The 25,381-nt window shown below is 43.7% G+C and carries 22 protein-coding genes and 2 tRNA genes; 12 read left to right on the forward strand and 12 right to left on the reverse strand.

Annotated features, from left to right (window positions below):
* Position 1 precedes the first annotated feature (1 nt).
* From OO778_RS24415 to OO778_RS24430, 4 genes are all read left to right on the forward strand, one after another.
* A complete protein-coding gene (locus OO778_RS24415; protein ID WP_005375969.1) occupies positions 2-292 on the forward strand; it encodes a PAAR domain-containing protein in 291 nt (96 codons plus the stop codon).
* Positions 293-1,132 (forward strand): NAD/NADP transhydrogenase subunit beta, encoded by an 840-nt coding sequence (locus tag OO778_RS24420; protein ID WP_104972671.1) that lies wholly within the window; start codon positions 293-295, stop codon positions 1,130-1,132. It begins immediately after the preceding gene.
* Positions 1,133-1,455: 323 nt separating this feature from the next.
* Positions 1,456-2,604, forward strand: a complete 1,149-nt coding sequence (locus tag OO778_RS24425; protein WP_114322987.1) for an exonuclease SbcCD subunit D — start codon at positions 1,456-1,458, stop codon at positions 2,602-2,604.
* Positions 2,601-5,657, forward strand: a complete 3,057-nt coding sequence (locus tag OO778_RS24430; RefSeq protein ID WP_114322988.1) for an SMC family ATPase — start codon at positions 2,601-2,603, stop codon at positions 5,655-5,657. The genes OO778_RS24425 and OO778_RS24430 overlap by 4 nt, the downstream gene beginning before the upstream one ends.
* A gap of 59 nt (positions 5,658-5,716) precedes the next feature.
* Here OO778_RS24430 and OO778_RS24435 read toward each other — a convergent pair whose 3' ends face one another.
* Positions 5,717-6,097, reverse strand: a complete 381-nt coding sequence (locus OO778_RS24435; protein WP_005396397.1) for a cystatin domain-containing protein — start codon at positions 6,095-6,097, stop codon at positions 5,717-5,719.
* Between the two features lie 315 nt (positions 6,098-6,412).
* Between OO778_RS24435 and OO778_RS24440 the strand changes: the two genes are divergently transcribed.
* A complete protein-coding gene (locus OO778_RS24440; protein ID WP_264912055.1) occupies positions 6,413-6,946 on the forward strand; it encodes a lipocalin family protein in 534 nt (177 codons plus the stop codon).
* Between the two features lie 198 nt (positions 6,947-7,144).
* Here the strand turns inward: OO778_RS24440 and OO778_RS24445 are convergent, their stop codons facing one another.
* The 5 genes from OO778_RS24445 to OO778_RS24465 form a co-directional block, all read right to left on the reverse strand.
* Positions 7,145-8,140: a succinylglutamate desuccinylase/aspartoacylase family protein gene (locus tag OO778_RS24445; RefSeq protein WP_264912057.1), complete on the reverse strand. Its 996-nt coding sequence runs from the start codon at positions 8,138-8,140 to the stop codon at positions 7,145-7,147.
* 109 nt (positions 8,141-8,249) lie between these two features.
* Complete coding sequence (gene yfcC / locus OO778_RS24450) at positions 8,250-9,782, reverse strand: putative basic amino acid antiporter YfcC (protein WP_264912059.1); 1,533 nt, start codon at positions 9,780-9,782, stop codon at positions 8,250-8,252.
* A gap of 203 nt (positions 9,783-9,985) precedes the next feature.
* Positions 9,986-10,306 (reverse strand): cytochrome c, encoded by a 321-nt coding sequence (locus OO778_RS24455; RefSeq protein ID WP_005396401.1) that lies wholly within the window; start codon positions 10,304-10,306, stop codon positions 9,986-9,988.
* A 79-nt stretch (positions 10,307-10,385) separates the two neighbouring features.
* On the reverse strand, positions 10,386-11,390 hold the full coding sequence (gene ltaE / locus OO778_RS24460) for a low-specificity L-threonine aldolase (RefSeq protein WP_134645716.1): 1,005 nt from the start codon (positions 11,388-11,390) through the stop codon (positions 10,386-10,388).
* Positions 11,391-11,412: 22 nt separating this feature from the next.
* Complete coding sequence (locus OO778_RS24465; RefSeq protein ID WP_047009230.1) at positions 11,413-11,928, reverse strand: NUDIX hydrolase; 516 nt, start codon at positions 11,926-11,928, stop codon at positions 11,413-11,415.
* 268 nt (positions 11,929-12,196) lie between these two features.
* On the opposite strand from OO778_RS24465, the gene OO778_RS24470 reads away from it, so the two are divergent.
* The 6 genes from OO778_RS24470 to dld all read left to right on the forward strand — a co-directional run bounded on the left by OO778_RS24470 (position 12,197) and on the right by dld (position 18,945).
* Positions 12,197-13,858, forward strand: a complete 1,662-nt coding sequence (locus OO778_RS24470) for an ATPase RavA domain-containing protein (RefSeq protein WP_005396405.1) — start codon at positions 12,197-12,199, stop codon at positions 13,856-13,858.
* Positions 13,859-13,867: 9 nt separating this feature from the next.
* Complete coding sequence (gene viaA / locus OO778_RS24475) at positions 13,868-15,322, forward strand: ATPase RavA stimulator ViaA (RefSeq protein WP_005396407.1); 1,455 nt, start codon at positions 13,868-13,870, stop codon at positions 15,320-15,322.
* 206 nt (positions 15,323-15,528) lie between these two features.
* A tRNA-Cys gene (locus OO778_RS24480) sits at positions 15,529-15,602 on the forward strand.
* A 36-nt stretch (positions 15,603-15,638) separates the two neighbouring features.
* Positions 15,639-15,714, forward strand: a tRNA-Gly gene (locus OO778_RS24485).
* Between the two features lie 237 nt (positions 15,715-15,951).
* Positions 15,952-16,854 carry a LysR family transcriptional regulator gene (locus OO778_RS24490; RefSeq protein WP_005396410.1) on the forward strand — a complete coding sequence of 301 codons (903 nt, stop codon included), beginning with the start codon at positions 15,952-15,954 and terminating at the stop codon, positions 16,852-16,854.
* 384 nt (positions 16,855-17,238) lie between these two features.
* Positions 17,239-18,945, forward strand: a complete 1,707-nt coding sequence (gene dld, locus OO778_RS24495) for a D-lactate dehydrogenase (RefSeq protein ID WP_256936599.1) — start codon at positions 17,239-17,241, stop codon at positions 18,943-18,945.
* Between the two features lie 60 nt (positions 18,946-19,005).
* Here the strand turns inward: dld and OO778_RS24500 are convergent, their stop codons facing one another.
* The 3 genes from OO778_RS24500 to OO778_RS24510 are packed head-to-tail and all read right to left on the reverse strand — an operon-like array spanning position 19,006 to position 21,549.
* Complete coding sequence (locus OO778_RS24500; RefSeq protein WP_046875380.1) at positions 19,006-19,479, reverse strand: GNAT family N-acetyltransferase; 474 nt, start codon at positions 19,477-19,479, stop codon at positions 19,006-19,008.
* Complete coding sequence (locus OO778_RS24505; RefSeq protein WP_104970753.1) at positions 19,472-20,395, reverse strand: ornithine cyclodeaminase family protein; 924 nt, start codon at positions 20,393-20,395, stop codon at positions 19,472-19,474. The genes OO778_RS24500 and OO778_RS24505 overlap by 8 nt, the downstream gene beginning before the upstream one ends.
* Before the next feature lie 2 nt (positions 20,396-20,397).
* Complete coding sequence (locus tag OO778_RS24510; RefSeq protein ID WP_104970752.1) at positions 20,398-21,549, reverse strand: alanine racemase; 1,152 nt, start codon at positions 21,547-21,549, stop codon at positions 20,398-20,400.
* A 112-nt stretch (positions 21,550-21,661) separates the two neighbouring features.
* Between OO778_RS24510 and OO778_RS24515 the strand changes: the two genes are divergently transcribed.
* Positions 21,662-22,579, forward strand: coding sequence for a LysR family transcriptional regulator (locus OO778_RS24515; RefSeq protein ID WP_104970751.1), 918 nt, complete (start codon positions 21,662-21,664; stop codon positions 22,577-22,579).
* 81 nt (positions 22,580-22,660) lie between these two features.
* Here OO778_RS24515 and OO778_RS24520 read toward each other — a convergent pair whose 3' ends face one another.
* The 3 genes from OO778_RS24520 to alr all read right to left on the reverse strand — a co-directional run bounded on the left by OO778_RS24520 (position 22,661) and on the right by alr (position 25,244).
* The gene (locus OO778_RS24520) at positions 22,661-22,969 is read right to left on the reverse strand and encodes an AzlD domain-containing protein (protein ID WP_017820198.1); all 309 of its coding nucleotides are present in this window, start codon (positions 22,967-22,969) and stop codon (positions 22,661-22,663) included.
* Positions 22,966-23,697, reverse strand: coding sequence for an AzlC family ABC transporter permease (locus tag OO778_RS24525; RefSeq protein WP_031780544.1), 732 nt, complete (start codon positions 23,695-23,697; stop codon positions 22,966-22,968). The genes OO778_RS24520 and OO778_RS24525 overlap by 4 nt, the downstream gene beginning before the upstream one ends.
* Before the next feature lie 317 nt (positions 23,698-24,014).
* Entirely contained in the window at positions 24,015-25,244 is a 1,230-nt protein-coding gene (gene alr, locus OO778_RS24530; protein ID WP_104970750.1) for an alanine racemase, read from the reverse strand.
* Positions 25,245-25,381: the final 137 nt, after the last annotated feature.

Below are 25,381 nucleotides of genomic sequence, written 5' to 3' on the forward strand. Positions count from 1 at the left end.
AGTGGGTAAACCAGCCGCAATATTGGGCAGCTTTCATCTTTGTCCTAAAAAAACAGGAAAAATTCCTCATGTAGGTGGCCCCGTCGTAGTTGGCTCGCCAAACGTGACAATTGGCGGCATTCCAGCGGCTAGGCAGGGAGATAAGCTTATCTGTATAGGTCCTCCGGATAGCATCTCAGCAGGCTCTTCTAGCGTTACAATCAACGGTAAGCCAGCGGCAAGGGTCGGGGATTCAACGTCTCATGGTGGTAAAATTCTGTCTGGCATGCCTACGGTTTTAATCGGAGGCTAGATGCCACTCGCATTTCAAACTCATCTTCTTGCCATTAATGGCAGGCCATACACTGTTCGTGAGATAGCTAACGAATGTTTTAGATTGCCCGCAGAAACACCAAGATCCTATCCTGATCAATCACTGTATGAGCAGATATTAAATCTTGTGCGCTCTAAGCGCGAGATACTGGAGCAAAGTGATATCAAAGGGAATATCTGCGTTCTTTTACCGTCTTCGGTAGATAAAAGCTTGCTTAAGGCATTGATAAACGAGTTTTCTCTTATCCTTGGTAACTCTGCCAATAGAGAAATTTATTTTTATCCTTATGGTCAAGCGGCGTTCTTGATGGCGCTAAATCGGATAAACCGTGAAGTTAACGAAACACAAGCAACTTGGATACTGGCTATAGAAATTGCTCGCGATGCAGAAGAGCATGCCAAATCTCAAAACTCGATCATTTTGACGAAGTGCTTTTTTCAACAGTCCGGCCTTGTTACTGATGATGTTAGAATTGATTTAGATACCAAACAACAAAGCATTGCTGTCGATAAAGTGTTTAAACAACTTGGAGTAGGGTGTGATCACTCACTTAGTGAGTTGCATTTATCCGTTGATGGAGATGAGCCTCGATGGTTAAATGCTATGCAATTCTTGTCTCCCTGGGTGACCGATCAAACTCAGTATCAATTTATTGATGTTAAACTAGGAGGGCTGGGCGCATGCGGAGGTGTTTTAAAAGTGTTAATGATTGAGGAGCATCAAAGAAGCAGCCTCAACTCAGACTTCCACGTTTTGCAAGCTGATATCGAGCCAGATGGTTATACGGTGGGAGTTCTATACAATTGGCATAACGAGTAGTTCTTGAGCTAGTTTGTCCCTTCTAAACGTTGGTTTTTAATGGTTTAAATGTGACGGTTTTTTTATTCGAGACCATCGCTTAATGTTGCTTAAAAGGTGTTTATACAACGTTCTTCTCGCTTTCCGGTGAAATAGTGAACCATAGAACATAAACTACATGAAAAGCTGTTCGACTCAAGATATCCTAACCCAAATTAAATATATTGAGCTTTGGTTTGTGCCAGATTCAGCCAGTCGCGTAATACTCTGATGTTTACACGGCTGAAATTCGGATTCTTGCAGGAGCAAACCTAGCTTAAAGATTTGGCGGAAAGTGAATTCGAATGAAGTTTATCCACACCTCAGATTGGCATCTTGGTCGACAATTCCACAATGTATCACTACTCGAAGATCAACAAGCAGTACTCGAACAACTGATTAACTATATTGAACACAATCCCGTCGATGTCGTTGTAGTGGCGGGAGATATTTATGACCGTTCGGTGCCACCAACGGTTGCAATAGAACTGCTAAATCGAGTCGTGAAGCGTATTTGTACTGAACTGAAAACACCGATGATATTGATATCTGGCAACCATGATGGTGCAGAACGATTAGGTTTTGGCTCAGAGCAAATGAAAAATGCAGGCCTTCATATTGTTAGTAACTTTGAAGATATGCTAACTCCCATCATCATAAAAACGGACTCTGCGGGTGAGGTAGCGTTTTATGGCATGCCTTATAACGACCCTGAACAGGTCAGATTTGCCTACAAAACCTCGGTATCAACTCATGATGAGGCACATCAACTGCTTGTAGAGCAAATAAGAGAGCATTTCATTTCAGAGCAAAGGCGTGTTCTCGTTAGCCACTGTTTTGTTGATGGTGCTATTGAGTCTGACTCTGAACGACCACTATCTATTGGTGGCTCTGATCGCGTAAGTCATGAGCATTTCTTAGATTTCGACTACGTCGCACTTGGTCATTTACATCAGCCTCAAAAGAAAGGCGCAGAGCATATCCGTTATTCTGGTTCGCTCATGAAGTACAGTTTTGGTGAACAGAACCAGAAGAAAGGCTTCACGTTAGTCGAACTAGACAAGAAAGGATTTGTCTCTGCTAAACATATTGAGCTAATTGCCCCTCATGAAATGCGCATTGTTGAGGGAGAGCTAGATAAAGTCATAGAGCAGGGCAAGACTGACCCTAAAAATGAAGATTATTTGTTAGTTCGTTTGATGGATAAACATGCGATTTTAAATCCAATGGAAAAGCTTCGTTCGGTGTATCCAAACGTTTTACATCTTGAGAAACCGGGTATGTTAATTGGGGTAGAGCAGGAAATGGCGCAAGCAAAGTTGGCCCGAAGCGAAATTGATATGTTCCGAGACTTTTTTATTGAGGCACAAGATAGTCAATTATCCCAAGAGCAAGAACAAGCCGTTACTGACATTATTAAGCAATTATCACAGCAATATAGGGACCAAAGATGAAACCAATCAAACTTACCATGCAAGCCTTTGGTCCGTTTGCAAAAACCGAAGTCATTGACTTTGAAAAGCTTGGCCGCAACCCTCTGTTTTTGATTAATGGTCCTACAGGCTCAGGTAAAACGTCGATCTTAGATGCCATTTGCTTTGCCCTTTACGGTGAAACTACCGGTAATGAGCGGCAAGGCATCCAGATGCGATGTGACTTATCGGCGCAAGACTTACCAACCGAAGTCGTTCTAGAATTTTCGTTACATGGCAAACAATACCGAGTTGTGCGATCTCCAGAGCAGGAAGCACCCAAAGCGCGTGGCGAAGGGATGACGGTAAAAAAGCACACTGCGGCTCTTTATGAACTCGGCGAGACCGAAAAGCTCATCACTAGCAAGACGACTCAAGTTAAAACAGAAGTGAGCAATATTATTGGTTTGAATGAAACGCAATTTCGCCAAGTAATGGTATTGCCTCAAGGGAAATTCCGGGAGCTGTTGCTTGCTAGTTCTAAAGAGCGCGAAGAAATTTTTGGTCAGCTCTTTCAAACGGACATATATAAAAAAATTGAGTACGCGCTCAAGGATAAAGCGAGCGCAATCAGTAAAGCGAAAGATGAATTTGATAATCAAATTCGAGGCGCTTTACAAGTTGCAGGAGTGAGTTCAGAGCAGGAATTATTACACCAGCTCGAACAAGCAGCTGAGCAGCTAGAGGTCGATAGAAAGAATGAACAAGCTTCGTTAGATAAGCTAAATGTTGCTAAATCTGAATTACAAAAAGCGGAAACTATTAATGGAGAGTTTTCGAAACGAGAGCAAGCAGAAAACGCACTCAAGCTGCATCTAGAACATTCAGACTCGATAAAAGCTCGTCAACAGCAATTAGAAAACGCTAAAAATGCCAATAAGATAGAATTACCCTACGTTTCATTACAGAATGCAAAAGCTCAAACTCAAGAGCTCAGACAAAAAATAGTTGCCTTGAAAGAGAGTCTTGATAAAGCCAATGCTGTTACGAAAGAAAAAGAAAACTTGCAGCAAAGTGCAAAAGAAGCCGCGGCAAAAGTCCCACAGTTAACGCAACTGCAGTATCAACTTGAAAGCATGAAAGACAAGTTGGTTGAAAAAGCCAACTTGGAAAGAAAAATAACGGCAGGTCATCAACAAAAACAACAAGTTGAAGCAACGTTAAAACAGTACATAGAGCTGAAAGACAAGTTAGCGTTTCAGGCGCAACAGGGCCAGAAAGATCTAGAGCAAGCCCGAGTAGATGTTGCGCTTGTTGGAAGCATCGATGCGGAAATAAAACAAAAACAACGACTACTACAGGATCTACAAAAGCTGCATGGTCTTACTTTGGAGCTCTCTAAACTCACGGCGTTAACCGTAAGCAAGCAGCAGTCATTACAGGAAGCCAGTCAGCGCTATATGCAGTGTCAACACGCCGCTGATACGATAGAGCTTAAGTGGCATAATGCTCAAGCGGCAGTATTAGCGCAGCGACTAAAGGCAGGTGAAGCATGTCCGGTATGTGGCAGCCAAGCGCATCCTAACCCTGCGACGTTTGTTGAAGAAGTCGTTACAAAAGAGCAAGTTCAGGCTGCCAGAGTGAAAGAAAGAGAAGCTCAAACCTCACTGAACCAGCTAAGTAATCAGCTAGAACAACATAACGTTGTCATTATTCAGCATCAGAATCAAATCGACCAGTTGAAAGAAGAGCTTGGTGAGCATGCAGCATCTGAGATCTCGACGGTTCAAACTGAGTTGCAGGCGCTTAATGATCAACTTCTACGTCTACAATCTATTGATATTGAAAAGCTAGAAAAGAACGTTGAACAGCTTAATCAACGCTGCTTAGTGGGTGAAAATAAAATTCATGAGCTGCAGAATCAAATGGCGGCAAATGAATCAACCGTTCAAGCAAACCAAGAACAATTGACTCAGTTACAAGCTTCTATTGATCCGAAATACAGTTCCGTTGGCGCGCTTGAGCTCGAAATTACGCTGACAAAAGAGCAAATTCTGACCTTGAATACAGGTTTAGAAAAGGCGCAAAACGCTTTGCAGCAAGCGGTATTAGCGCAATCGAATGCTGAAAGTCAGTTAGTGACGAACAAGCAGTGGCTATCTGAGTCAGAACAAAAGCTTAGCCAAGCAGAATTAGCGTGGAATGAGGCATTACAGGCGAGTAAATTTGAGGATGAAAGCTGTTATCTAAATAGCAGAGTGACAGATGATGAGCTTCAAGCGTGGCAGAAAGAAATAGACAACTTCAAACAGACACAAACCAAGCTTGAACAAACACTACATGATTTAAACCATGCATTGAAAGCGCTTGAAAGACCGGACTTGGATTCGCTTAACGACAGCTTAACCACTCTGCAGGCGCAGTATATTGAAATAAGGAATCAGCTCGATACCACGCGCTCAACCTTTGAGCGAATTGAAAAAGTTCGTAAAGATATTGCTACGCTGCATGAGAAAAATAGCAAGTTAGAAGAAGAGTACAAAGTGTTTGGTACGTTATACGACGTTGCCAGCGGTAAAACAGGCAGCAGGGTTAGCCTGCATCGCTTTGTTCTTGGTGTACTGTTGGATGATGTTTTAATTCAGGCCTCTCAACGTTTAAGCCTCATGAGTAAAGGGCGCTATATTCTTGCTCGAAAAACAGAGGGCTTCAAAGGCGCTGCGGGTCGCGGCTTAGATTTAATGGTTGAAGATGGCTACACAGGAAAAACACGTGATGTTGCGACACTTTCCGGTGGTGAATCGTTTATGGCAGCGCTTGCTTTGGCGCTTGGCTTGTCGGATGTTGTGCAATCCTATAGTGGTGGTATCCGTTTAGACACTTTATTCATTGATGAGGGGTTCGGTAGTTTAGACCCAGAATCTTTGGATCTCGCGATTCAAACGCTAGTGGATTTACAACAGACTGGACGCATGATCGGTGTTATTTCTCACGTTTCTGAGTTAAAAGAACAAATGGCGCAGAGGATTGATGTTGAACCATCAAGAGTCGGTTCAACGGTGTCGATTAAATCTCTATGTCGTTTCGCTGTCTAATTCAGTGACTACTGTTAGATCAAAAAGCCCCTATTGTTAGGGGCTTTCTTACTAAGTCGCTACTGTTCGCAAAAGTGGCCTTCTTTTGGCGATTGGGTAATCGCATACTCACCATCTAGGTTGCGATAAACAACCGTATTCCAAATAGAGCCATCATCCAATTCAAACTCAATGGCATAGTTGACGCCGCTAACGATTTGCGCGTGAACGTTCAGTATTTGTTTGAACGACGCTATTGTGTCCATTCTTTTCAAAACAAAAGCCATTGCCTTTTGTGCATCAGGGGTAGCATTAAACTCATTCCACCCACCTGGCATGTTTCCTTGTGTATTACATACATCTGCCGAGGTTGTTAATTGTGTCGCTTGGCTTGGGTTTTCCTGCTGGCAACCTGCAAGCAATACCAAAAGTGCACAAACTGACACTGTTTTTAATTTCATAACAATAACCTCTGTCTATATCGCGACGTATTATAGGAGGGTGATATGACAGCGTATGTCTATATTGTGCAAAGTTTCAATATGCATACGGTTAAATGCTGACAAAATATACAAGTATGACCAACTTGTAAGTAAAACATAGAACAATATTGTTAGGGAATTGTTGACATAACGAGGTTTTGGTGTTCAGCAATGCTATTGATAATGAAGAACTGTGATGTGTAGCTACGTACCTTTGGGACAGTAGTGCGACTTAGTGATCGATTTGCTACCTTCTACAGTAAAATCAATCACTAAATCAAATTTAGGTGTTGTATGAAATCGCTAAAAACATTATTACTTTTATCACTTGTTACTTTATTTGGCTGTACCTCTAAACCTGATGGGGTGGAGCCAGTTAACAATTTTGATTTAGAGCCTTATCTAGGCAAGTGGTACGAAATCGCACGGCTCGATCATTCGTTTGAGCGTGGTCTATCCAACGTTACGGCCGAGTATCGGCTTCGCAAGGATGGTGGAGTTAAGGTGACAAACCGCGGGTATTCAGAAGAAGATCAGCAGTGGTCCGAAGCTGAAGGTAAAGCTTATTTTGTTGAAGACGAAACGGTTGGGCACTTAAAAGTCTCCTTTTTTGGGCCAATCTATTCTTCTTACATTGTGTTTGAGCTAGGTGAAAACTATGACTATGCGTTTGTCTCGGGTTACAACCACGACTACTTGTGGCTATTGTCTAGAACACCCAACGTTGATGAGAAAATCCTGGAGCGTTTTAAGCAGGTTGCTAAAGAGAAAGGTTTCGCGTTAGATGAGCTAATTCTCGTTGATCAAGAGAGTGGACGACAGTTTTAAGTTCATCAATGTGACTTCTAAAATCAACAGAAGCGAAGTTTCTGTCTAGCGGTTTTGAGTTTTGCTTGGAATGTTTTTGTTACCTTGTAACCTCATGTAATCAAAAATATAGCCCCATCATTTGTGATTACTCGTGATGGGGCTTATATAAATTTGAGTGAGCGTCGAAAGGTGGATCTATCGACAAACGGTTATGGTTTACTTAATCAAACGAACGATCAGAGAGCCAGGCGCCCGAATAGATTCCACATTGTGGCTGAGCACTGTACCACTTGTTGGGGCAGTGTAGTGCTCAACTTCAGTGCCAAAGCTGTCGTATTGAATAGCAACCATTTGGCCTTGCTCGACAAAATCCATCAAACCAACATGAGGTAGTACAAAGCCGCCATGTGTCGCTTTCACACTGACAATCTCGTTTCCTTCCAAGCATGAAGTGATAGGCTCTATCTCACCTTCTACGACGTTATGCTGCTTCAACACATTAAAAATGCCTGATACGGTTCGACTAATGAGTTTTTGCTCTGTGTAGCGCCCCATACCCACTTCAACCGTAATGCTTGGGACACCATGGTTATTCCAAACTGTTTCAAGGACGCCAGCATCTCCGGGATCATTTAAAATCGCATCAGGATTAATGAGACGAGCCATTTCTAATGATTGCTCAATTCGGAAGTCTGCAAACACGTATAGTGGGTAGGCCGCACCACTGGTTTGAGTGTGAAGGTCAATGGCTAAATCAGCATTTGGCTTGAGCAGATCATTCCACAATGCATATAAGTAGCGTTGTGCCTCATTGCCGTTTTGGTCACCAGGGAAAAAGCGGTTTAAGTTTGCAGGAGACGCATCCGGGTCTGCGGAATAGAAATCGCGGCTGTGGTTTAGCATACCTGGCATGTTAATGGTTGGAACAATAGTGACAGTACCAGCGACTTCAGTGCCAATGAGTTCTCTAGCGGTCTTCTGCGCTGCTAACACACCATTATATTCATCACCATGAACCCCTGCGGTGATCATGATTTTCTTGCCAGGTTTTTCACCTTTGAATACCAAAACAGGAAGATGTTGCCACTGAGAGATCGCGTTGGTCGCGATGCGGAACCAAAACTTATGCTCACCCGGACCTAGGTCTGCTACATTGAGAGATTGAATCACTTGATGACCTTGAATCATGTCATCGAGAAGTTGTGTTGCCATTAAAGTTACCACTCCAAAACCATAAGCCAATCTAAAACCTTAACGTCGCCATACGAAGAGTATTAATAAGGCGAGAACGTGTCTCGCCTTAGTGCCAATTGATTTCGTTTTACGCAAACCCCATCATATGAGCTGCGATAACGACGACACTCGACAGGGTAAAGAGTAATAGGATAAATCGCCAGCAGAATTTTGCCCAATCACCCCAGTCGATGCGGCAAACACCAAGCGTTGCCATCAAGGATGCTGAAGTAGGGACGATAACGTTGGTAAAGCCATCTCCAAGTTGGAATGACAAAACGGCAACTTGGCGCGTGACACCTGCAATATCCGCCAATGGTGCTAATAAAGGCATCGTCAGTGCCGCTTGTCCAGATCCGGAAGTAACGAAGAAGTTGAAGATAGATTGGAATACATACATTAACCATGCCGCAGCTACGTCAGGAAGCCCACTGATCACGCCGCCAGCACTGTTCAGAATAGAATTCAGTACACTCGCTTCATCAGTCGTACCGCCACCTAGGATAAGTAACACACCTTTCGCACAACCAACCAATAGAGCAGGAGCAAGCATAATAGCCGCCCCCTCCTTAAACGCATCGGCTGCGCAGTTGAGCGTCATACCGTTTAAGCGAAAAATCGTACCGATGATCGCGACAACAAAGCCCATAGTGAAGAATTGAGAAGCGATTTCTGGGATGTACCATGCGTTAGCGACCACGCCCCAAACAACCCATACTGTGGTCGCGATGACCGTAAGAATGACGAGTGTATCGCCGATATTCCAACGAGACTCTTGATTGCCAAGCTCTTGCTGACGGAAGTATTTGTCTGTGCGGTGACTGTAAGAAAGTTCTGGGTTTGACTTCACGCGAGCGGCGTAGATCATGGTGAAGGCGATACCGATTAACGTAAAGCCAGCCCATAACCCCATGCGCACAGTCATGCCGGATAAAACAGGTACACTCGCAATGCCTTGTGCAATAGCGACGGAGAAAGGGTTCATCCAAGAAGTAGCGAAGCCAATTTGAGTCGCAACATAGGTCACCATTACCGTAGTGATACCATCATAACCAAGGCGAACCATAAGCGGAGCGATAATAATCGCAAATGCTACGGCTTCTTCACCCATACCAAATACCGCACCGCCCAGAGAGAACAGCAAAAATAGCACTGGAATGAATAGCGCTTCGTTACCTTTGGTCTTATCGATAAGGCGCAAGATACCGTTGTCGATGGTGCCTGTTCGCATTACAACGCCGAAAGCACCACCGATAACCAACATGAACATAATCACGCCGATCGCGCTGCCCCATTTAGAGCCTGAAACTAGCCCTTCGAAAGGGAAGTTCATGAGACCAATGCCACCACCAGAAGCAAACAGGCCAACCTTGTTGTAAACCAATTCACCGTTTTCGTCGGTTGCATAAGAGAAAGAAGATGGATCGATAACCGTGCGAGTTTTTTCTGCACCATCGACCATATAAGTCACTTGCTGACTGTCAAAATGGCCAGCAGGAATTAAGTAGGTAAGAATCGCAGCGAGAATACCAACAATGAAGATCAAAATGAGGGTATCTGGCATCTGCCATGATTTGGGTGTAGCAACCGAGTCCGTTGGTTGCGCATGTGTGTGAGACATAACTTACTTCACGTTAAATTCAATGAAGCATGAAATATCAGTAAACCAGAATAAAAAGTCAATATTAATGGAAATATTGAACTATAAATTCATCAAATATTTGAAGTGAAGTCATTGTGATTATTTTACAAGCAAAGTTTGGTTAAATGTTTTGGCTCGGGTCGAGGGCTCACAAGCTCTTGTTGTGAGCCGAGATAAATAAATCATTTGTCTTGCGTCTGTTCTGCATAAAATGCAGCGACATCACGAAGATCCTCATCATTTAACATTCTTAATTGTGCGCCCATCATTTCGGCAAGCGGCCCTTTACGTTCGCCTGCTTGGTAAGACTTCATCGCATCGTATAGATACTGGGCATTTTGACCTGCAAGATTTGGATAGGCATCATTACCTGCGACGCCTGTTGCACCATGACAATAGACGCAGCTAGGGGATTTGATTTTACCTTTATCAGCGTCTCCAAAAGGCGCGGCATGGCTAGCGGAAGAGAAAATAAGAGAAGTTAGAAGTACAAATCTGAACATGAAGATTGTCTATTCGCTAAAAAGTCATATCGATACAATAAAGCTTCCCCTTAGGGGAAGCTCAATGATCAAAATCAAACTAAAGCAGAGATTTAATGCTTGATAAGAAATTGTCGATATCTTGCGCTGAAATGTCTTTATGAGTCACGAAACGAATGGGGTTTCCAGGTGTTATCGTGATATTTTGTTCCTTTAGTTTCGCAGCGATATTTACTATGTCCACTTGAGGATCAAGCTTCGCGAATACGATATTCGTTTGAACAAATTCAGGGTTGACTGAAAAACCAGGCAGTTCAGCTAAACCTTCCGCTAAGGTTTTTGCGTTGATATGATCTTGTTTTAGCTGTTCCACTTGTTCGGTAAGGGCGAGTTTGCCTGCTGCGGCAAGAATACCCGCTTGACGCATACCACCGCCGACCATCTTTCTTAAGCGACGTGCTTTTGCGATGTACTCTTTGCTACCAAGCAGTAACGAACCAACAGGGGCAGCCAAACCTTTCGACAGACAAATCGTCATTGAATCAAAATACTGACCGATTTCTTTTACCGGAACGTCAAGCGCAGCGGCTGCATTAAAAACGCGAGCGCCATCTAGATGCATCTGCAAGTTATGTTTATTCACGAAGTCACGTGCTTCTGCTAAATAAGACAGAGGTAATACTTTACCATTAATCGTGTTTTCTAAGCTGAGCAGCTTGGTACGAGCAAAGTGACAATCATCTGGCTTAATCGCCGCTGCCAGTTTATCAAATGGGAGTGTGCCATCTGGGTTATTTTCGACTGGTTGAGGTTGAATTGACCCAAGTACTGCTGCGCCGCCAGCTTCGTACTTGTAGTTATGTGCTTGCTGCCCACACAGATATTCATCTCCGCGTTCACAATGCGCCATTAGGCCGAGCAGATTGGCTTGCGTGCCTGAAGTGGTAAACAAAGCCGCTTCGAATCCTGCAAGCTCTGCGGCAAACTCCTCAAGCTCATTGACCGTAGGGTCATCACCATAAACATCATCCCCAACGGGGGCCTTAAACATGGCCTCTCGCATGGCTTGGGTAGGCTGTGTAACGGTATCTGATCGAAAATCCATGAATGTCTCCTTGGTCAAAGTCCTAAATATATCCGCAAAGGCGCGCTTTGCTTAAACAAGCGATCGTTTTGGCATCGGTAATTGTGCCATCAATAATCTTGTCTTCGAGTTGTTGGAGTGACAAGGTAACAACCTCAATCACTTCATCTTCATCACATTCGTAACGGTTGGTTTGGCTGAGCTTCTCAGCAACAAATAGGTACTGTATCTCATCACAAAATCCGGCAAGGGGAGTGACTTGGCCGAGAGAAGTGAATTTTTCTGCACTATAGCCCGTTTCTTCTTCTAGCTCTCTTTTCGCGCAGCAGAGAGGGTCTTCATTGCCTTCTCTTGTACCAGCAGGAAGCTCCAAAAGCCATTTATTAAGTGAAGGGCGAAATTGATGGACAAGAACTACCTCACCTTCCGTTGTAATAGGGAGAATCACCGCAGCGCCCGGATGATGGATTGTGGTGTGCGTAATTGCCTGTCCTGTAGGAAGCATAACCTCTTCTTCAATCAGAGAAATTTGCTTCCATTTATGAATTATTTTGCTCATGCAGTTATTAACCCTAGCTGTTACCGCATTTTGACGTTTTTCGACATTAACCACAAATGGTGGGAAACAAAAGCAAAAAATGTTGCAACACGACGAAAGCGTTTGCACTTTCAGTGAGCTGTATCTCATAAATGGAAACTTTGATTGCTGGCTAAAGAAGGGGGTAAGCATCTGCTATAAGGGGAATTCAACAAAATACATTTGTAACAAAGTTATAACAAGTGTATAAAAATGTTAACGCAATACCAGTTCAGCAGCCGGAGAACGTATGACACAAACCTTATTTGCCTCAAATGCCGAAAAAGCGCTTCTCTCAGAACGCATCAACAAGTTGGCTAAAGCGTTAACGGATGGCGTTTATGAACGCGAACATACCATCAAGCTCTGCCTCCTTGCGGCACTTGCTGGTGAAAGTGTTTTTCTTTTAGGCCCACCTGGCATTGCAAAAAGCTTAATTGCCAAGCGACTTATCCAAGCGTTCGATAATAGCAGTTACTTTGAATACCTGATGACTCGATTCTCAACACCTGAAGAAGTTTTTGGGCCACTGAGTATTCAAGAACTCAAAGATAACGGTCGTTATGTTCGCTTAACTAAAGGGTATTTGCCAACCGCACAAGTCGTATTTTTAGATGAAATCTGGAAGGCGGGCCCCGCCATTCTGAATACATTGCTGACAGTGGTCAATGAGAAAACGTTCAAAAATGGCAGCGATATTGAGCGTGTGCCAATGCGTTTGTTGGTATCGGCTTCCAATGAACTGCCAGATGAAGACAGCGGTTTGGATGCACTCTATGACCGCATGTTGGTGCGCGTGTTTGTGAATCGAATTCAGAATAAACAAAACTTTAAGTCGATGTTGACGGTAGGCACGTCACAAGAGGCACAAGTGCCAGAAGGGCTAGCAATAACAGATGAAGAATATCATCAATGGCAACAGCAGCTCGACAAGCTGACTTTAACCGATAATGCATTCGAGAAGCTTTTCCAGCTTAAAACGATGTTAGAAAGCAAAGTCGAAGCTCAGTTTGGCGATGTCGCTAATACCGACATGTATGTGTCAGACCGCCGCTGGAAGAAAGCCGTGAAATTGCTAAAAGCGAGCGCGTTTTTTAATGGCCGCGATGAAATCAACCCACTTGATCTACTGTTGCTGCAAGATTGTTTATGGAACAGCCCTGAATCGCGAGACGTGGTACGCGAAGTGGTCCAAGAGTTCGCCCTAAAACATGCATTTGACCAACAAGACGCCGAACAGGAAATTGAATACTGTCGCGAGTCTTTGGTCGATGTTCAGCATGAGCTTGAAGATGCCTACCGCATGACGTTAACGTCTGAAGCGGCAACGGGTATTCTGCGCAAAGAAACCATGCGTTTTGATACCTCTAAAGCTAAGACCTACAAAGTTGGCGCAGCCGTTAACTTAGTTAAACTGGTTATTTTGCAAAGCAACATGTCGGTTTCAGAGTCAGAGAAAGGCGATAGCCGCTGGGTTTACGTGCCAAAAGATGAACTAGACCGAGTCATCAAAGAGGGACACGGTGATGTGTATGGCTACGTCAATCAAAACACCAACATGTGTCGTTTACGATTTGATGTTGATGCCGCAAATAACCTAGTTATCCGTGATATCGCAAACCGAGGCATTCTGGTGAGCTTAGTGACTCAAGAGGGCTTGGATGTAGAGCTTTACCAAAAGTGGTTAACGCAGAGTGAAAAAGCCGTAAATCAACTCAGTGAAGCAGAGCACCATATGCGCAAGGTAAAAGCGAATTTCCATGATGCGCTTCCGCATAGCTTTGTTGATCCTGAACTACCACGCCTAATGGAGTCGAGTCTGCAGCAGGTCAGTCAGAGACTTGAGTCTATCCAAGCTGAAAGCGAGAAAGTTATTCAACGCTTTAAAAACTTACATCAGTTTTTCTCATAAGGAGACGACATGCTAGGTGCAGACGGACTTAACCTCGCGCTGATGGTAGCCGACTCTGGCATCATCGATAGTGCAGTTAATGATTTAATGGCGCGTTCACAAGTCATGATGATGGCAGAAAACCGAGGCGTTAAATCTTCAGTCAAAGGCCACTTATTAAAGTGGCGAGGCAGTGTTAAAAAACGGATTACCAAAGTATGTGAGACAGAGCGTTTCCAACAAGAGCTGTCTTTATATCAAGAAGTCATTCACTGGGATGAAGAGGCGTTTTTCGAAAACATCGAAGATGTGATTAAAAAGCTTGAGTGGCACTCCGCTTTTTATATGCAGGCTCGCCGAATGATGGAGAAGAACAAGGGGATGAATAATCCCATGTTCCCACATTACTTCTGTGATCAATGGTACCAAAGTCTAGCCGATGCGATTAAGCAAGCGCAAGTAAGCGAGCTTGAGGCCAATAAAGAGAAAGTGCTGAATGACCTGTATCAGCGTATGGAGACCATGCGTAATATGGATAAGGTCACGGAGTCGGGTGATGCTGAAAGTGTAGGGCGCTTATGGGATATGGCATCTGCCAAGTTGAGCAAAACTGACTTAACAGTGATGAAACGCCATGCGGAGTTTCTGAAGAAGCACCAAGGCTTGCAAGAAATAGCCGAGCAACTTGGCCGTATGGCGGGGCAAGTGAATGATCCCGAACTTAACCGCGCGCCTACTGAAGAGCTACAAATGATCGAAGAGAAGAGTGATGAAGCGACAGATGATATTGTCGGCATTCACGAAAGCGATGATTTAAATAAGCTACTTCCCAACGAAACGATGTTTTTGGCGTATCCTGAACTCGAGGTCGTGTTCTATAAACACTTAGTCGATAAACGACTTATGAACTACCGTACGCAGGGCAAATCGCGCACGTTACGTAAAGTTAAAGCTCACCGACCTGACAACAAAGCGGTAGATATCGAAAAAGGACCGTTTATTGTGTGTGTGGACGCGTCCGGCTCAATGAGCGGGTTTCCTGAGCAATGCGCCAAAGCCATGGCTTATGCGCTGATGCAAATTGCATTAGCGGAGCAACGTGATTGCTATGTCATTATTTTTTCGACGGAACACATTACGTATGAGCTAACCAAACAAGATGGTCTGCGCGAGGCGGCGGACTTTTTAACTTATAGCTTCCATGGTGGTACAGACTTAGAGCCAACTTTGATCAAATCTATCGACTTGATGTGCGGTGATAAGTACAAAAATGCCGATATGGTGGTCATTTCCGACTTTATCGCGCCAAAACAACAAGACGAGTTGCTTGCCAAAGTGGATGCGCTTAAAGCGAAGAAAAACCGTTTTCACGCGATCAGCCTATCTAAATACGGAAACCCAGCATTGATGTCGATGTTTGATCACACGTGGTCTTATCATCCTAATGTTGTGGGCAGGTTGCTTAAACGGGTCGGTAATTATTAAGTGACATTGAAATTCTATTGAGTAAAACGTACAGAAAGCTAGATTTATATTGCTTCGTTTTAAGCCGATAAGATCGAACTTTGGTCTAATTGGCTTAAAAGAAATCAAACAAACAGAAAATGAAAGATTTTTGTTTGACTATCTTCTCTCAATCCGTAAAGTAGCCACCAACGCAACGGGGAAGAGCCCTGAAGCAAAGTAAAAAAGGCGCCTTGGCAGAGTGGCTATGCAGCGGATTGCAAATCCGTGGACCTCGGTTCGACTCCGGGAGGCGCCTCCATTATTCTTTGAGAGTGAATGGCTTTCGAGAATCAATGCGACACTAGCTCAGTTGGTAGAGCGCAACCTTGCCAAGGTTGAGGTCACGAGTTCGAACCTCGTGTGTCGCTCCAAATTATTCAGATATGGCAATTGCGGTATCTCGATGCCAAGTGCATCAACTTAAAACCAGCGAAAGCTGGTTTTTTTTGTATCTGAATATTGATAAATTTACGCCATCTCAATTTCTTGAACTGTGGGTATAACCCTTGTTTCTGTCACCAGTTATGTTGTTAAGTGTGACCCGATATTTCGCAGATTGACCAATATCCGTTTACAATATCGGTCTCCAAAGGATTTGACGAAGACGCATGAGAAATACCGACGATTACATCATTTTCTATCACCTGATCGAGCAAGGTTCATTTAGCGCTGCAGCAAGACACATGTCATTGACCAAATCGGTTGTCAGTAAACGCATCGCGAAGCTTGAGCAAGAGCTTGGCGTACAGCTTCTTTACCGAACAACGCGAACGTTAACGTTGACGGAGGCAGGGCGGGCGTTCTTTACTCATGCAAAAGCCGTTTATCAAGCGGTGGCAACGGCAGAAGAATCCATTGTGGGGTTAGGTAAGAATTTATCTGGAAACATTAAAGTTTCTGTACCCACTATCTCTGGTGAGTTAATTCTTCCTCAAGTGATCAATGAGTTTAATCAGAAATACCCTGACATCAATATCGACATGGATCTTGATAATCGTTTTGTCGATATTGTGAATGAACGCTTTGATTTGGCCATTCGAACGGGAGTGTTGCCAGATTCTAGCCTGATCGCAAGAAAGCTGGTGGATGCCAATTGGATTGTTTGTGCGTCACCTCAATACCTTGCTAAACATGGCATACCTAAACAACCTCAAGCCTTGGATAAACACAATTGTTTAGTCTATTCCTACCAAGAAACCGGAGCGCATGAGTGGGCGTTTAAAGATGGAGACGAGGTATATCAAATCACCGTCGACGGTAACCTCTGTACCAACAATTCTTCTGTATTGAGAAATGTGGCGTTGTTAGGGCAGGGAATCATCTATGTACCGCGTGTCTTGGTTTATGAAGACTTAAAGCAAGGCCGCCTGATTCAATTGTTCAAAGATGAAACCGCCAAATGTTTGGGTATTTATGCAGTGTATCCTTACACTCGTCAACAGCCAGAAAAAATTAAGATCTTCATTGATCATCTATACACGAGCTTTCAAAGTCAAAATCATCGATTTTAAGACAATAACTCAACACCAATCGTTATGTTGGTGTTGAGTTATTGTTTCCATCTTCATTTCTAAAAATTCTTATAAATTTAGAAGCTTAAGCTTTCTCCTTGTTTTATCACTAATATTGATAACAAGATGCTGCGCACAACTGTTAACAAATGGTTTTGCTATTGTTTCTTTTAAGAAACGGTCTGTTTCTTGCGTTAAACTTTCCGAATGTGAAAGATAAGTGACAGAAAAATAAAAGAATTATTTTGTTTGTTGTCTGTTGGCTAAGTGTTGCTCGCCTGCCTGACATAGACGCCGATAAATGGACTGCTTATAGTGGCTCAAACGCCCATTACCGTCACTAAACGGTGATGTGAGCGAAGTACAATAACGAGAGATACGGATATGAAACAAAAGCAGCTGATTGACGAATTTAAAACTATCGTTGGGGAAGAAAATGTCCTAACCGACGAGGTTAAAACAAAATACTACCGCTCAGGTTTTCGCTCAGGTAGTGGCACTGCGCTTGCTATCGTGTTTCCTAATACTCTTGTAGAACAATGGAAGATAATTAAACAGTGCGTTGAAGCAAACTGCATTATTATTATGCAGGCTGCCAAAACAGGTTTAACAGAAGGCTCAGCTCCAAGTGGTAATGATTATGACCGTGATGTGGTCGTGATCAATATTACCAAAATCAAGAAGATTCACTTATTAGATGGCGGTAAGCAGGCGGTATGCTTGCCAGGTGCAAGTTTGCACTCATTGGAAAAAGAATTGAAGGCGGTGAACCGAGCGCCGCACTCTATCATCGGTTCTTCATCATTAGGTGCCACTGTGGTTGGTGGTATCGCCAATAACTCAGGCGGTGCGTTAGTCAAGCGTGGTCCTGCTTACACGGAACTGGCGATCTATGCGCAGGTCGATAAGCAAGGCCAGTTACACCTGGTTAATCACCTTGGTATTGAAGGGTTAGGTGAAACGCCAGAAGAAATTCTGACAAACCTGCAAGAAGGAAACTTTGACCCAGCGAAGATCATTCATGACGAGCGAATGGCATCAGACAAAGAATACGATGAACGTGTTCGAGACGTGACTTCTGACATTCCTTCTCGCTTTAATGCCGATGAACGTCGATTATTTGAAGCCAGTGGCTGCGCTGGTAAATTGGGTGTTTTCGCCGTTCGAGTTGATAGCTACGCAGTACCCGAAAAAGAGCAGGTTTTTTACCTTGGCACCAATGATCCTGCGAAACTGACGAAGCTGCGAAAAGATTTCTTATCTACGTTTGAGAACTTGCCTGAGATGGGAGAATACTTGCATCGAGATATCTTCAACATGGCAGAGAAGTACGGCAAAGACGTCTTTTTATCCATCGACTTATTAGGCACAGATAAACTGCCAAAAATGTTTGCACTTAAAGCTAAAGTAGAAAATTTCTTAGAGCGCGTCCCGTTTGTTAGTAAATATCTGCCGGATACCATTTTGTACTACGCGAGTAAGTTGTTCCCACAACATTTACCAGAACGAATGCTGGATTTCCGCGATAAGTATGAGCATCACCTGGTATTAAAAATGAGTGATAGTGGTATTGCTGAGGCGCAAAAATACCTCAATGAAGTTTGGGCTGTTGAAGATGACTGTGATTTCTTCGAGTGTACGCCGGAAGAGGGTAAAAAAGCTTATTTACATCGCTTTGCAGCAGCAGGTGCAGCAATTCGTTACGAGACGATTCACCGAAAAGACGTAGAAGACATCGTTGCACTTGATATCGCTTTGCGACGTAATGATGAAGAGTGGCTAGAAACTTTACCGGAAGAGGTGAGTAAGAACCTTGTTCAAGCGCTCTATTATGGTCACTTTATGTGTTATGTATTCCATCAAGATTACATTTTCAAAAAAGGGACCGACACGAAGTTGATGAAAAAGCTGATGCTAGAACACCTCAATAGCCGTGGTGCTAAATACCCAGCAGAACATAATGTGGGTCACTTGTACGAAGCTGAAAATTCGCTGCAGAAGTTTTATCACGAGCTAGATCCAACCAACACCTTTAACCCTGGTATTGGCAAAATGGACAAATATAAGCGCAATTGTAACTGCTGTGCATAAGCATTGAATATTAGTCAAGTCAACCTGGTGGAACACTATATGGCCGACCAGGTTGGCTTTTTACTCTTTGACGCTAAAAATCAACTCTATTTCATCATCAAGTCTTCTTCCTGTTGGGGTAAAACCAAGCTTTTGGTAAATATGGAGAGCATTCCCTTCCTCTTTATCCATTGTGGTCAGGGACACGCCTTGTAAACCGATAATGGAAGCGTATCGCTTGCTAAAGTTAATCGCTTGATTTCCCAATCCCTTTCCTTGAAAACGATGGTCAATCATGACGCGCCACACGTACAAATGATCCTTTTGAAAGTGATCATCGAACTTGTCGAGTAGTCTTGGATCGATAAGAGAGATGAGCCCTGCTGGCTTGTCGTCTAAATAAATGCCGTAACTGACGCTATCGTCGTTGAAACTCGCCTCTGCAAGCCATTCTGCGTTATTAGCAATGAGATGTTTTTGGGACTCTTCCACGGAGAGGTCGATAATGTCATCGATGGTGTTACCGTTTATTTTTAAAAAGCTAACGTTATTCATGGTAATCTTCCTTGGATAGGTATTTATCTAAAACCATTTGCGCAACATAAAGATCTTGATAGGCAATTCCTGAGCTATCAAAAATAGTAATGTCGTTTTTGTTCCTTTCTTTTAATTGAAGCTTGTCACCGATCTGATAGATCTCTTTATCTGGCGCATGCTGGAACTCACCAATCGTTTTGGACTGAGATAAATAGTCACAGTAGAGGGTGGCGTTCTCAAATAGCGATGGTGGAAGTTCCTGTTTTCCTATTTTATCTGCTCCCATTGCAGAAATATGAGTTCCAGGTTTTACCCATGAAGATTCAAACAAAGGAGCGGTGGACGCTGTAACGGTAACAATAATATCTGCGCTTTCACAGGCTTCTTGAGCGGATTTGATGTCTGTTGTTAACCCTTCTTTGCTTAGCTCTTGCGCTAATTGGTTGGCGTTAGTCTGATTTCTACCAACAATCAGGACTTTAGATAGATTCCTAACTTTTGAAATGGCAAGCGCTTCGTATTTAGCTTGATGACCTGTGCCAAATAACGCGAGTACAGATGAATCTTGTCTCGCCAGTAGATCAACAGCGATGGCATCAGCTGCTGCAGTTCGGTAGGCATTGACCAAACTTGCTGACAAAATGGCTTTCATTTCCCCCGTATCCGGTGAAAGAAGAAAGATATGAGTACCATGGTTTGGTCGCCCAAACTGATTATTGCAAGGCCAATAGCTTCCCATTTTCCAACCAAGTAATTGATTTGTGCATGCTGATTTGAGTGAAAACATTGAGCCTTCGATCTGGCCTGATGCGTTAACGACCGGAAATATTGATGAGTGCTGATCTTGTACCGAAGAAAATGCCGCTTTGACCGCTTTGTATGCCAGTTCGTGAGAAATTAACGCTGCTGTCGTTTTTTCATCTAGATAAATCATGTTTACCACCCTGAAACACGTTGCCATTGCTCAATTTGACCCTCGACCAAGTCAAAGACATAGTATTTACTGTGCATCGCGCTTGTAGAACATGCATGATTTGGGACGATGTGTACTCTAGAACCAATGGGAAAACATTCGAAGTCGATCTCGCTTCCAGAAGCCGCTTCGAGTATGCCGTGCTCTTGATTTACCTGCACGACTTTCAGTATTTGATTCTCTTGGCCGTTCGGTTGGAGAACCACGCCATAACATTGTTCGTCATGGCCTTTATCTAAAGAAAGAGCCATCCAACCAGCATCAACAAATATTTGCCCCCTCGATTTGTTGTGTCCAATAACACTACTTACTACTGAGATTGCGATATCGTTTAAGGTACACACTCCAAGCCGATGCATCACTAAGTCAAACAACGAATAGACGCCAGCTCTGACTTCTGTGATTCCACTTGTGTTTGTGTATGAGCATGCCGTCGGGGTAGACCCCACGCTGACTATATCGCAGTAAATCCCAACCGACTCGAGGCGTTTCGCTGCAAGTTGTGCAGTCGCTACTTCATTACTGGCGGATTGGTTTAACGCTTCTCGAGACTTACAGTGGTAAGACTCACCTGCGTGGAGCATCACCCCTTTAAAATCGGCCAAACCCTTATCTAAGCTATTAGCCATTTCAATTAGGGCTTCGGAATCTGCACTTACACCACCTCGGTGTCCGTCGCAATCAATCTCTATCAGGCAGCTAATGACACACCCACGTTCTTGACAGTAGGTGTTAACAAAATCGACTTGTTCCATGCTATCAAGTAAAACCATAATACTCATACCGCGTTTCAGTAGCAGTTCGACTCGCAATAGCTTTTCTTTTGATATGCCAACAGCATAGAGAATGTTTTTACAACCATAACTGGCAAGCTGTTCTGCTTCTTCAAGGGTGGATACAGTGATTGGGTCCTCTATAGAGTCAATTAAGTAAGGAAGCGCATCTAACGATTTTACTGTCTTAAAGTGGGGCCTTAGTGGTGTGCCTAGTTTCGACATATGGCTGCGCATTTGAGTAAGGTTGCTCAAAAATTTTTGTTTGTCCAAATAGAGAAATGGTGTGCCAATAGCATTGTATTGTTTTTCTAAATTAGGGTGTTCTGTATGCTTAATCATTTCATTTACCTAAGCTTGCAAAGTGAAATTAACTATTGATGAAATGATTATGAAGTAGGAAGAAGTTGAATTATATTAATAAAAATCTACTTATACATTAGGTTGGAAGTTAATGTTAACGACAGAAGATATTCGATTTCTTGTGGTAGTTTCTAACCATAGAACATTGGCAGATGCGGCTCGTGCGCTCAATATAACGCCTCCATCAGTCACTCAGCGTATTCAACATATCGAAAAGAAGCTATCGCTTAAGTTACTTCAACGGCCTTCGCGCATAGTTAGCTTAACAGAAGAAGGGCGCGTTTTAGTCGATACAGGTAGTTCTATCCTTGAGGATTTGGATGAACTCACCGATAAACTCAATGAAAGCAGAGGGGATGTCAGTGGTCGTCTAAGAGTATTGGCGCCCCTTGGCTTTGGCAACGATGTGATAGCCCCTTTATTAGGTGAGTATAAAAAAGCTCATCCGCGCCTAGAAGTGGAGCTAGAGTTATCAGATAAGCCAAACTGGGCCAACCATCATAAATGGGACATTATCATCTACATTGGTCACCTGGCGGATTCCAGCCTTAAGATGGTGAGTTTAGCCCCAAACAAACGCTTTGTTTGCGCTTCGCCGGAGTATTTATCACGTTATGGACAGCCTGAAACTCCGCAAGATCTTAAGAAGCATCAATGTATTGCGTTGAGAGAAAATAATGAAGATGTCACGTTGTGGAGCTTTACTCATACAGTCTCAGGAGCCATAGAAAATGTTCGAATTCGTCCTTCACTTGCAAGTAATGAGGGCAGAGTGATTAAAGATTGGGCCTTAAGAGACTTAGGGATCATCATGCGATCTGAATGGGATATTCAGTCACAGGTTGATAGTGGTAAATTAGTGCGATTATTACCAGATTACGAGCTTCCAAATGCCGATATTGTTGCCCTCGTGAGTTCTGCTGCGCATGAGAGGTCAGCGCGAGTCACTGGCTTTTTATCTCTACTAAAAGAGCAATGCCAAAAAGCGCCGTGGTTAAGTCGAGACTAAGTTGTTGTGGTTAGTTTATAAGGCTCGGTTAAGCTCACAATCGAAGAATGTGAGCTTAAGTAATTATCTAGCTGAGGACGGTTAAAGAGCGCGTACCGCGGCGGCTGCGATGATGCCAGCTGCAATTGCGGGCAGAGGCTTTTTCACGATGAACATGACAACGGCAGTAGAAAACAGTGCTGCTCTAGCACCATTATCACCCTCTACTGCTAGCGGAGCTAAAAGGGCAACCAGTACGGAGCCTGACATCGCAGTAATGAAACGTTGAACCCGTTCGCTAATTGGAATGAATGACATAACATACACACCGCCCCAGCGGGTTATGAGCGTGACTAGCGCCATAGCGATGATGATAAGCAGTGTGCCACCTAAGGTTGTTTCGATGTTCATGCTTTTTTCTCCTTCCAACAAGCACCCAATACTCCGCCAGTAATGGCGCCAACCACTACGTGGCTATTCTCTGGTAAATACCAATACGCCAACATAGATGATGCCGCTGCTGTGGCCCAAATCGCAAAGATTCTTAAGTCTTTCGGCCCTGCCACAACCATCGAGAGCAGGAAGCACCCCATAACCATATCGAGTCCGAGGCTCACCGGGTCTTTGATTGCGTTACCAAAATAAATGCCGATCCAGGTGCCAACAATCCAAAACGACCACATCGCTAAGCCGCCACCAACAAGCAAGCCAAAACCTGGTTCTTTTCTACCAAATGCATTGAGTGCCATTGCCCAGTTTGCGTCTGATGCTACCAGCATTACACCGTAACGTTTTGTCGGTGGGAGTTGTCGTAACCATGGATAAAGCGTAGCGCCCATCAAGAGGTGACGAGCATTAATAGCAAATACAGTAATAAGCACTGGAATCAGAGGTACTTCTGCTCCCCACATTTCTAGCGTGGCAAATTGTGAAGCACCGGCGAAGACCAGTGTGCTCATCAACATAGTGGGAAATACATCTAGTCCAGTTTGTACGGCGGCAACACCGAATGCGAGGCCAAATATGACCACAAACATGGACAGAGGTAAAAGTTGGGTGAAACCGTTCCACACGTCGACCCGAGTAAATTCGTGTAACTCTGATGAGGAACGCTGAAGATGTTGAGTATTTTCTGTCATAGAGATACCTAGCCAGCAGGCAAAAAGGGCAGTGCCATATGAATGCGTTTGTTATTCTTTTGTAAACTTCATGTTTAACATCAATTGAAAGGGCTTTCAAACACTAAGTGCTATATAAAAAAACAAGTATACCTGAACGGTTTTAAGATGAAGGGGTTAGAGGATTTGTCACTTGCTAGGGCTCAAGGAAAGTAACGCAACGCAAATAGCAAGCTCTGTTCAATTGAGAAGAGCACGGGTTGTTACAGATTAGTATATAAGTAGGAAAGCGAGCACGAGGCTCGCTTTTTCGTTTTGTTACGAATAACTGAAAGGGTTTATTTTACGTAGACACGAGGGTTCGCAGTACCCCAAACCGTGTATAGTTCTGGGAAGATGACCTCTGCATGTTTTTCCATTTCTGCTGCCGAAATCGTTTTGCCTTGCTGAGAGCCAAACAGTACAACTTCAGAACCAGGCTCAACATCTTTGATACCTGTAATATCAACCATGGTGGTGTTCATTGAAGCCACACCTGCAACTTTTGCTCGTTGGCCATTGATCAGTACTTCTGCCGTATTGCCCATTTTTCGTGGGTAGCCATCAGAATAACCAACAGGAATGTTCGCCATTAGGCTTTCTTTGCTCGTTTTGTAGCTGCTGTCGTAACCGACAGTGCTATTTTTTGGCAGGTGGTGAACGGATGCCACGCGTGTTTTGAAAGACACGATAGAAGGGTACTCAGGGTTGGTTGGCAGATCACCATATAAAACGCCACCAGGACGAACCATATCAAGCTGTGCTTCAGGAACATTAAGTGCAGTGTAAGAGTTTGCCACGTGCAGCAAAATATCTTCGCGTTTTAGGCCCGCTTCTTTAATCAGCCATGCAGAGCTGTCTTTGAACGAAGATAACTTTTGACGAACTTCGTCTGCATTGTAGTTAGGGAAATGAGTCATGATGCCAACAATATTAACGCCAGCTTGTTGAGCGATTTCTAGCGCTTCTTGCTTGCCCGCTTTTGTTGTCATATCAACGCCATTTCGTCCCATACCACCGTCGTTAAGAGCAAGGTGAACTTTGATTTCTTTATCCGCTTTATCTGCTAGCTTAGACAGTGCTTTGGCTTGCTCTGCAGTGCCAATCAGTTCTTCGATATTTAGGTCGATTGCTGCTTCGATCTCGCCAATATCCGCCGAACGTACACGCATAAGTTGACCTTTAAAGCCACTGTCACGAACGGTCTGTGCTTCAGCGTTACTTGCAACGGCAACGCAAGGAATTTGTTGTTCGATAATGGTTGGCATCAGGCCCGCGATGCCATTACCGTATGCGTCGGCTTTCATCACGGCGCAGATTTTCGTTTTGCCATCCATGTGCGACTTGAACTGCTCAATATTATCGCGGAATTGACCTAAGTTTATTTCCAGCCAAGCGTTAGCGCCTTGAACTTGCTCTGCTTTTACTACAGTGTTGCTAATTTGAAGAGGGGCAGCAGTAGCTTGCATCGCAGGAGCAACGGTTGCAGCAGCGATAGTCAGTGATAGTAAGGTTTTATTTAAGCGCATAAAGTCTCCGTACGCGTTTTTTGTATTGGTTATGTTATTGAGTACTTGGGGAAAGTACCTGACGAAGTAAAACGCTCCAAGTAGTGCTTTGGAGCGTTTTTGAAGATCATGATTCAATATACCTAAATATATCTCAG

Source organism: Vibrio sp. STUT-A16 (genome assembly GCF_026000495.1).
GTDB classification, from domain to species: domain Bacteria; phylum Pseudomonadota; class Gammaproteobacteria; order Enterobacterales; family Vibrionaceae; genus Vibrio; species Vibrio diabolicus.

What these genes read in the sequence shown, in the direction of transcription:
- OO778_RS24420 (WP_104972671.1), top strand. Translation starts at nt 293, where the DNA reads ATGCCACTCGCATTTCAAACTCATCTTCTTGCCATTAATGGCAGGCCA.
- OO778_RS24425 (WP_114322987.1), top strand. Translation starts at nt 1,456, where the DNA reads ATGAAGTTTATCCACACCTCAGATTGGCATCTTGGTCGACAATTCCAC.
- OO778_RS24430 (WP_114322988.1), top strand. Translation starts at nt 2,601, where the DNA reads ATGAAACCAATCAAACTTACCATGCAAGCCTTTGGTCCGTTTGCAAAA.
- OO778_RS24435 (WP_005396397.1), bottom strand. Translation starts at nt 6,097, where the DNA reads ATGAAATTAAAAACAGTGTCAGTTTGTGCACTTTTGGTATTGCTTGCA.
- OO778_RS24440 (WP_264912055.1), top strand. Translation starts at nt 6,413, where the DNA reads ATGAAATCGCTAAAAACATTATTACTTTTATCACTTGTTACTTTATTT.
- OO778_RS24445 (WP_264912057.1), bottom strand. Translation starts at nt 8,140, where the DNA reads ATGGCAACACAACTTCTCGATGACATGATTCAAGGTCATCAAGTGATT.
- yfcC (WP_264912059.1), bottom strand. Translation starts at nt 9,782, where the DNA reads ATGTCTCACACACATGCGCAACCAACGGACTCGGTTGCTACACCCAAA.
- OO778_RS24455 (WP_005396401.1), bottom strand. Translation starts at nt 10,306, where the DNA reads ATGTTCAGATTTGTACTTCTAACTTCTCTTATTTTCTCTTCCGCTAGC.
- ltaE (WP_134645716.1), bottom strand. Translation starts at nt 11,390, where the DNA reads ATGGATTTTCGATCAGATACCGTTACACAGCCTACCCAAGCCATGCGA.
- OO778_RS24465 (WP_047009230.1), bottom strand. Translation starts at nt 11,928, where the DNA reads ATGAGCAAAATAATTCATAAATGGAAGCAAATTTCTCTGATTGAAGAA.
- OO778_RS24470 (WP_005396405.1), top strand. Translation starts at nt 12,197, where the DNA reads ATGACACAAACCTTATTTGCCTCAAATGCCGAAAAAGCGCTTCTCTCA.
- viaA (WP_005396407.1), top strand. Translation starts at nt 13,868, where the DNA reads ATGCTAGGTGCAGACGGACTTAACCTCGCGCTGATGGTAGCCGACTCT.
- OO778_RS24490 (WP_005396410.1), top strand. Translation starts at nt 15,952, where the DNA reads ATGAGAAATACCGACGATTACATCATTTTCTATCACCTGATCGAGCAA.
- dld (WP_256936599.1), top strand. Translation starts at nt 17,239, where the DNA reads ATGAAACAAAAGCAGCTGATTGACGAATTTAAAACTATCGTTGGGGAA.
- OO778_RS24500 (WP_046875380.1), bottom strand. Translation starts at nt 19,479, where the DNA reads ATGAATAACGTTAGCTTTTTAAAAATAAACGGTAACACCATCGATGAC.
- OO778_RS24505 (WP_104970753.1), bottom strand. Translation starts at nt 20,395, where the DNA reads ATGATTTATCTAGATGAAAAAACGACAGCAGCGTTAATTTCTCACGAA.
- OO778_RS24510 (WP_104970752.1), bottom strand. Translation starts at nt 21,549, where the DNA reads ATGATTAAGCATACAGAACACCCTAATTTAGAAAAACAATACAATGCT.
- OO778_RS24515 (WP_104970751.1), top strand. Translation starts at nt 21,662, where the DNA reads ATGTTAACGACAGAAGATATTCGATTTCTTGTGGTAGTTTCTAACCAT.
- OO778_RS24520 (WP_017820198.1), bottom strand. Translation starts at nt 22,969, where the DNA reads ATGAACATCGAAACAACCTTAGGTGGCACACTGCTTATCATCATCGCT.
- OO778_RS24525 (WP_031780544.1), bottom strand. Translation starts at nt 23,697, where the DNA reads ATGACAGAAAATACTCAACATCTTCAGCGTTCCTCATCAGAGTTACAC.
- alr (WP_104970750.1), bottom strand. Translation starts at nt 25,244, where the DNA reads ATGCGCTTAAATAAAACCTTACTATCACTGACTATCGCTGCTGCAACC.